The following is a 6,644-nucleotide window of genomic DNA, read 5'->3' as shown; positions in this document are numbered from 1 at the left end:
GCCCCCCGCGGGGCCGCTCTCCGCCCCCACCCCCTTCTTTTGGGTGCCCCCCCCCCACGCCTCCGCCTAGCGGCTCCGGCGGCTCGACCAGCGGGGCTCGCGCTTTTACCAGGTGCCGCCGAACGCGGTCTCGGTGTTGGCGTTGACGGCGTTGCAGAGCGCCTCGAGGTCCTCGCCGCGTACGTCGGCCATGACCCGCATCGTGGCCGGGATCATGTAGCTGGAGTTGATCGCGCCGCGGTGTGGGTGAGGGGTCAGGAACGGGGCGTCGGTCTCGACCAGGATCCGGTCCTGGGGAGTGATCGCGAGGGCGTCGCGCAGGTACTGGGCGTTCTTGAACGTCACCGTGCCGGCGAAGGAGAGGTAGGCGCCGCGGTCCAGGCACTGGCGGGCGAACTCGGCGTCACCGGAGAAGCAGTGCATCACCCAGCGCTCCGGCGGCCCGACGCTGTCGATCACCTCGAGCACCGCCTCGTGGGCGTCGCGGTCGTGGATCATCAGGGTCTTGTCGAGGCGCTTGGCGATGTCGATGTGACGCCGGAACGAGTAGGCCTGGGTCTCGCGGCCCTCCTCGTCGGTGCGGAAGAAGTCCATCCCGGTCTCCCCCACCACGCGCACCTTGTCGTGCGCCCCGGCGAGCTTCTCGATCTCGTCGAGCGCGGCCTCGAGGTCGGGCTGGCGAGGAGCGTCGTTGGGATGGAGCGCGACCCCGGCGACCATGTTGTCGTACGTCTCGGCCGCCTCGACCGCCCAGCGCGCGCCCGGCAGGTCGCAGCCGATCTGGACCACCCTGGTCACCCCCACCGCCGCCGCCTGGGCCAGCGCCTCCTCGACCGGAAGACTCTCGTCCCCTCTGACGATGTCGAGATGGGTGTGGTTGTCGACAACGGGCGCGGGAAGCGGCTCGGGAAGCGGTGGAAAGCTCACACGAGCATCGTACGGACCGCGGTGCTGTCTTCTCGTGGCCCGCCGACTCGGCTATGCATGGATCAGGTTGTAGACCTCGCGTTTGGGGACGCCGGCTCGCTTCGCCGTCTCGACGATCGCTTCCTTGCGCGTCAGACCCTCGGCCTCCAGGTCGGCGACCGCCGCGCGGAGAGAGTCGGGGTCGTTGCCGACCTCGGCCGTGGGATCCGCGCCGGTGACGACGATGGTGACCTCGCCGCGCACGCCCTCGGCGGCCCAGTCGACGAGCTCGGCGAGGCCCCCACGGCGTACTTCTTCGTGGGTCTTGGTGAGCTCGCGGCAGACGGCGGCGGCGCGGGTGTCGCCGAAGGCGTCGCGCATAGCTGCCAGGGCGGCCTCGGTGCGGTGGGGCGCCTCGAAGAAGACCATGGTGCGCTCCTCCTTCGCCAGGCCCGCCAGGCGCCGCGAGCGCTCGCCGGCCTTGCGGGGCAGGAAGCCCTCGAAGCAGAACCGGTCGACGGGGAGGCCGCTGACGGCCAGGGCCGTCAGGACGGCCGAGGGACCGGGCACCGCGGTGACGCGTACGTCCTTCTCTACCGCGGCCGCGACCAGCCGATAACCGGGGTCGGAGACCGAGGGCATCCCGGCATCGGTGACCAGGAGGACGCGGTTACCGTCGAGGAGATCGGCGAGCAGCGACGGGGTCCGAGCGCTCTCGTTGCCCTCGAAGTAGGAGACGATCCGGCCCTTGATCTCGACCCCCAGATCGCGGGTCAGGCGGGAGAGCCGGCGGGTGTCCTCAGCTGCGACGACGTCCGCGATCGCGAGCTCCGATGCTAAACGGGGTGGGGCATCCTCCACTCGCCCGATCGGGGTTGCCGCTAGTACGAGCACGCCGTCGTCTGGAACTACCACACCGTTATTGTCGCAGGCTTATATGGTTCCCTCGTGACGACGACGGTGACCGAGGAGCCGGAGCCCCTGGAGGGCCTGGCCATCACCCCCTCGGGTCACCTGCTCCCGACAGCCTGGGAACGCGCGCGGCGCCGCATCAGCGGCTCGCCGCGCGCCGGCTGGCTGGCGACCATCGGGATCACCGCGCTCGCGTTCCTGCTACGGCTGTGGCATCTCGGCACCCCGAAAGTCTTCGCGTTCGACGAGACCTACTACGCCAAGGATGCCTGGGCGCTGCTCGAGTTCGGCTACGCACGCAACTTCATCGAGGGCGCCGACGAGAACATCCTGTCCGGACAGCTCGACGGGCAGTTCGCCGATGGGCCCTCGATGATCGTCCATCCCGACGTGGGCAAGTGGATCATCGCGCTCGGCATCAAGCTCTTCGGGATGGACCCGTTCGGGTGGCGGATCGCCTCGGTCGTGGTCGGCTCGCTCCTGGTGCTGCTGACGATCCGGTTCGTACGCCGCGTCTCCGGGTCCATGCTGCTCGGTCTCGTCGGCGGCATCCTGATCACCTTCGACGGGCTCGCGTTCGTGCTCTCGCGCCTGGCCCTGCTCGATCTCTTCGTCGCCTTCTTCCTGCTGCTCGCGGTGCACCTGATGGTGATGGACCGCGACTGGTGCCGGCGTCGGTTCTCCGCGCTCGCGCCCACCCATCTCGCCGCGCCCGGCGACTGGGGTCCGGTCCGCCAGCTGCTGTTCCGGCCGTGGCTGCTCTGCTCGGGCATCGCGTGGGGGCTGGCGATCGGCTGCAAGTGGGAGGCGCTCTACCCGCTGGCCGCCTTCGGTCTCCTCTATGTGGCCTGGTCGGCAGGGATGCGGCGCTCCTTCGGCGTACGTCTGTCCTGGCTTCGGGCCTGCGTGGCCGACGGGCCGACGGCCTTCGTGCACCTGGTGGGGGTGGCGCTCGCGGTCTACGTGATGACGTGGATCCCCTGGATGACCCACGCCGACGTCTACGAGGAGTCGCTCTCGGCGACGCAGTACACGCGCTACACCGGCGAGGGCCACTGCGAGAACAAGTCGTACGTCCCCGAGAACCTCAACGACAAGCGCTGGCCGACCGCCACCGAGCCGGACGCCTCCGGCCTAGGCGAGGTGAGTCAGTCGCTGCGCTCGCTGTGGTACTACCACCGCGACGTCTACACCTTCCACACCCACTTCCTGGAGTGCGCCGAGCACACCTACGGGTCCCATCCGATCGGCTGGCTCGTGCTGAACCGGCCGGTCGGAGTCGCCGCCGACACCGGGATCCTCTCGGGCGCGAAGTCGCGCGGCGAGATGTGCGAGGCGACGCCCACGGCCGATCCGGACGGGGACGGTCCGGAGGAGGCGGGGACGTGCCTGCGGCAGGTGCTGCTGCTGGGCACCCCGGTGCTGTGGTGGGGAGCGTTCGTCGCGCTGATCGTCTCCGCGTTCATGTGGGTCGCCGCGCGGGACTGGAGGTTCGGGGTCGCCGTCGTGGGGGTGCTCTCGACGTGGCTGCCCTGGCTGCAGTACGCCGGGCGACCGATCTTCTCCTTCTACATGATCATCGCGCTGCCGTTCCTGGTGCTCGGCCTGTGCCTGTGCCTCGGCAAGCTGCTCGACCGGCCACCGCCGCTTGCGGGCGGCAGCCCCGGCACCCGGCGCCGGGTCGTGGGAGCCGTCGCCGGTGGCATCTTCGTGGTGCTGGTGATCTGCAACTTCGCCTGGTTCTGGCCGATCTACACCGATGAGCTGCTCACCCGGCAGGAATGGCTGACGAGGATCTGGTTCAAGCGATGGATCTAGACGTACGTGGCTTGGTGCCGCGTCCTGGTGGCTTCGACGACCTCGTCGTCAGCGTCGCGGACGGGGTGATCCAGGGGCTGCGGCCGGCGACGGACGCCGATGCGGCCTCGGCCGGGATCCTGCTCCCGGGGCTGGTGGACATCCACAACCACGGCGGTGGCGGTGCCTCGTTCCACTCGACGTCGCCGGACGAGATCGCCACCGCTGCCAGCGTGCATCATGCTGCCGGCACGACCACGCTGCTGGCCTCGACCGTGACCGACTCGCCGTCCCGGTTGCTCTCGGTCGTCTCGTCCCTGGCCACCGCCGCGGAGGCCGGGCTGATCGCCGGGATCCACATGGAGGGGCCGTTCCTCGAGCACTCCTGCCGCGGCGCACACGATCCCGAGCTGCTGCGCGCGCCTGATGCCGGGCTCGCCCGCGAGCTCGTCGCCGCCGCGCGGGGACACCTGCGGGTGATGACGCTGGCCGCGGAGCTCCCCGGTGCCGACGAGGTCGCCTCGGTGCTCACCGAGGCCGGCGCCGTGGTCGCGCTGGGGCACACCGCTGCCACCGCTTCTCGGGCCCGCGAGTTCCTGTCCGGGCCAGGGAGTCTGGTCACCCACCTCTTCAACGGGATGCCGCCCGCCCACCATCGTGACCCCGGCCCCGTGCTCGGCTCCCTGGGCGCCGCCGGTGTCGGCGATGCCTGTGTGGAGCTGATCGCGGACGGCGTACACCTCGACGACGAGGCGGTCCGGGCCGTGATGTCGATGGTTCCCGGCTCGGTCGTGCTCGTCACCGACGCGATGGCCGCGGCCGGGATGGCCGACGGCGATTACCAGCTCGGACCGCTGTCCGTGGAGGTACGCTCCGGGGTCGCCCGGGTGGCCGACGGGACCGGCAACGGGTCGATCGCCGGAGGCACCTCGCGACTCATGGACCAGGTGCGCCGCCATGCCGCCGCCGGGATCGACCTGGCGATGCTCATGAAGGCCGCGAGCCTGCGGCCGGCATCGGTCGTGGGTCTCGACGCGGGCCGCCTCGAGCCCGGTGCCCGCGCCGACCTGGTCCTCACCGACGAGTCGCTGCAGCCGACCCGGGTGATGCGCGGCGGGGCCTGGCTCCCGGCGTAGGCCGGGCTCGTATCCTGGGCACCATGTCCTCCCCGAAGCCCGACGTCTCATCCCCACTCATCGCCGGGCTCTCGCCCAGGTGGGCGGCCACGGCCTTCGCCGTCGACGTCTTCTTCGTGCTCCTCTTCGCCTTCGCCGGACGCCAGTCGCACGACTCCGGCCCGGCGCTCGTCGTGCTCCGCATCGCCTGGCCCTTCCTGATCGGGCTCGCCGTGGCCTGGGCCGTGCTGGCCTGGCGCCGCTGGTCGGCCGCGCGTGCCTGGCCGGCGGGCGTGGTCGTCTGGCTCGGGACGTACGTCATCGGGATGGTGCTGCGCGGCCTCACCGGCGAGGGCCTCGCGCCGGCCTTCCTGGTCGTCTCGATCCTCTTCCTCGGCCTCACCCTGGTCGGCTGGCGCGGCTACGTCAGCGCGAAGCTCCACTACCGCTCGAGGCGCCGAGTCGGCTCAAACTGACAAGAAATCACGCCGAGTCGGCTCGTTATGACGAGCCGACTCGGCGTCATTTTTGGTCAGGACGAGCCGACTCGGCGGGGCTAGAGAGTGGCGGCGGCTACGGGGTCGAAGCCGAAGGGAAGCTCGAGGCGGTGGGCGCGCATGAGGTCGGCGTTGGCGAGCACGTCGACCGTGCGGCCCTCGGCGGCCACGACGCCGCCGTCGAGGATGACCGAGCGCTCGCAGAGCTCGAGGGCGTACGGCAGGTCGTGGGTGACCATCAGGACCGTGACGTCGAGGTCGCGGAGGATGTCGGCGAGCTCGCGGCGCGAGGCCGGGTCGAGGTTGGAGGACGGCTCGTCGAGGACCAGGATCTCCGGGTCCATCGCCAGCACGGTGGCCACTGCCACCCGGCGTCGCTGACCGAAGGAGAGGTGGTGGGGCGGCCGGTCGGCGAAGTCCTCCATGCCGACCTTCGCGAGCGCCTCGGTCACCTTCGCGTCAAGCTCCGAGCCGCGCAGGCCGAGGTTGGCGGGGCCGAAGGCGACGTCCTCGCGGACGGTGCCCATGAAGAGCTGGTCGTCGGGGTCCTGGAAGACGATGCCGACGCGGCGGCGGATCTCCTTGATGTTGGCCTTGGTGACGGGCAGCCCGCTCACCGCGACGGATCCGGCACCAGCGAGGTGGATGCCGTTGAGGTGCAGGACCAGCGTCGTCTTGCCGGCTCCGTTGGGACCGAGCAGCGCGACCCGCTCACCGCGGTGGACGTGCAGGTCGACGCCGAAGAGCGCCTGATGGCCGTCGGGATAGGCGAAGGCCAAGCCGCGTACGTCCAGGACTGGAGTGGTCATCGAGGCATTCTCCCTGTGTAGCCGCGCGAGACCATCGCCAGGTGCACCCGCTCGCCGCGTTCGAAGGATCGGATGAACAGCGCGCCGACCGAGCGGGCGAGCACCGGCCAGTGGAGCGGGTTGCGGGCCTCGAAGCCGCGGGAGGCGCGCGCGACCGCCATCCGGCGCATCTCGCCGGTCACCACCTCGAGGTAGCGCACCATGAACGCCATGATCTGCACCAGCTGCTGAGGCAGCCGGAGCCGCTCCAGGCCGTGGACCAGCTCCTGGGGCGTCGTCGTCGCGGCCAGCAGCAGCCCCGCGATCACGCCGAGCGTGCCCTTGACGAGCAGCCCCCACGCGGAGAGCAGGCCCGACTCGCTCAGGCTGAGTCCGAGCACGTCGACCCGTGGCCCGTGCGCGATGAACGGCATCAGCAGGGCGAAGACCACGAACGGCGTCTCGACAACCATCCGCTTCAGCACCCACCCCGGTCGCACCCGCGCCACCGCGCCGACCGTGACCAGGACGGCGAGAAAGAAGGCGTACGCAGCGAACCACTCCCGCGGTGTCGCCACCACCACGAGCATGAAGCCGATCAGGGCCAGGATCTTCAGATGAGCCGGCAC

The 6,644-nt window shown here is 70.6% G+C and carries 7 protein-coding genes; 3 read left to right on the top strand and 4 right to left on the bottom strand.

Annotated features, from left to right (window positions below; genetic code table 11):
- Positions 1–105 precede the first annotated feature (105 nt).
- Positions 106–927: a TatD family hydrolase gene (locus ABZ796_RS25545; protein WP_357340799.1), complete on the bottom strand. Its 822-nt coding sequence runs from the start codon at positions 925–927 to the stop codon at positions 106–108.
- A gap of 51 nt (positions 928–978) precedes the next feature.
- Positions 979–1,821: a 16S rRNA (cytidine(1402)-2'-O)-methyltransferase gene (gene rsmI, locus ABZ796_RS25540; protein ID WP_357340797.1), complete on the bottom strand. Its 843-nt coding sequence runs from the start codon at positions 1,819–1,821 to the stop codon at positions 979–981.
- Positions 1,822–1,854: 33 nt separating this feature from the next.
- Between rsmI and ABZ796_RS25535 the strand changes: the two genes are divergently transcribed.
- From ABZ796_RS25535 to ABZ796_RS25525, 3 genes are read left to right on the top strand one after another with little or no spacing between them, the layout of a single operon-like run.
- Positions 1,855–3,636: a phospholipid carrier-dependent glycosyltransferase gene (locus ABZ796_RS25535; protein WP_357340796.1), complete on the top strand. Its 1,782-nt coding sequence runs from the start codon at positions 1,855–1,857 to the stop codon at positions 3,634–3,636.
- Positions 3,627–4,751 (top strand): amidohydrolase family protein, encoded by a 1,125-nt coding sequence (locus ABZ796_RS25530; protein ID WP_357340794.1) that lies wholly within the window; start codon positions 3,627–3,629, stop codon positions 4,749–4,751. The genes ABZ796_RS25535 and ABZ796_RS25530 overlap by 10 nt, the downstream gene beginning before the upstream one ends.
- A 23-nt stretch (positions 4,752–4,774) precedes the next feature.
- The gene (locus ABZ796_RS25525; RefSeq protein ID WP_357340793.1) at positions 4,775–5,206 is read left to right on the top strand and encodes a DUF3054 domain-containing protein; all 432 of its coding nucleotides are present in this window, start codon (positions 4,775–4,777) and stop codon (positions 5,204–5,206) included.
- Between the two features lie 80 nt (positions 5,207–5,286).
- Here the strand turns inward: ABZ796_RS25525 and ABZ796_RS25520 are convergent, their stop codons facing one another.
- Together ABZ796_RS25520 and cbiQ are read right to left on the bottom strand one after the other, a co-directional pair.
- Positions 5,287–6,036 (bottom strand): ATP-binding cassette domain-containing protein, encoded by a 750-nt coding sequence (locus ABZ796_RS25520; protein ID WP_357340792.1) that lies wholly within the window; start codon positions 6,034–6,036, stop codon positions 5,287–5,289.
- Complete coding sequence (gene cbiQ, locus ABZ796_RS25515; RefSeq protein ID WP_357340790.1) at positions 6,033–6,644, bottom strand: cobalt ECF transporter T component CbiQ; 612 nt, start codon at positions 6,642–6,644, stop codon at positions 6,033–6,035. Before cbiQ ends, ABZ796_RS25520 begins: the two co-directional genes overlap by 4 nt.

It is taken from the genome of Nocardioides sp. NPDC047086, from assembly GCF_040643685.1.
In the GTDB taxonomy this organism is placed as follows: Bacteria; Actinomycetota; Actinomycetes; order Propionibacteriales; family Nocardioidaceae; genus Nocardioides.
This window is presented reverse-complemented; position numbering and strand designations above follow the sequence as displayed.

What these genes read in the sequence shown, in the direction of transcription:
- ABZ796_RS25530 (WP_357340794.1), top strand. Translation starts at nt 3,627, where the DNA reads ATGGATCTAGACGTACGTGGCTTGGTGCCGCGTCCTGGTGGCTTCGAC.
- ABZ796_RS25525 (WP_357340793.1), top strand. Translation starts at nt 4,775, where the DNA reads ATGTCCTCCCCGAAGCCCGACGTCTCATCCCCACTCATCGCCGGGCTC.
- ABZ796_RS25520 (WP_357340792.1), bottom strand. Translation starts at nt 6,036, where the DNA reads ATGACCACTCCAGTCCTGGACGTACGCGGCTTGGCCTTCGCCTATCCC.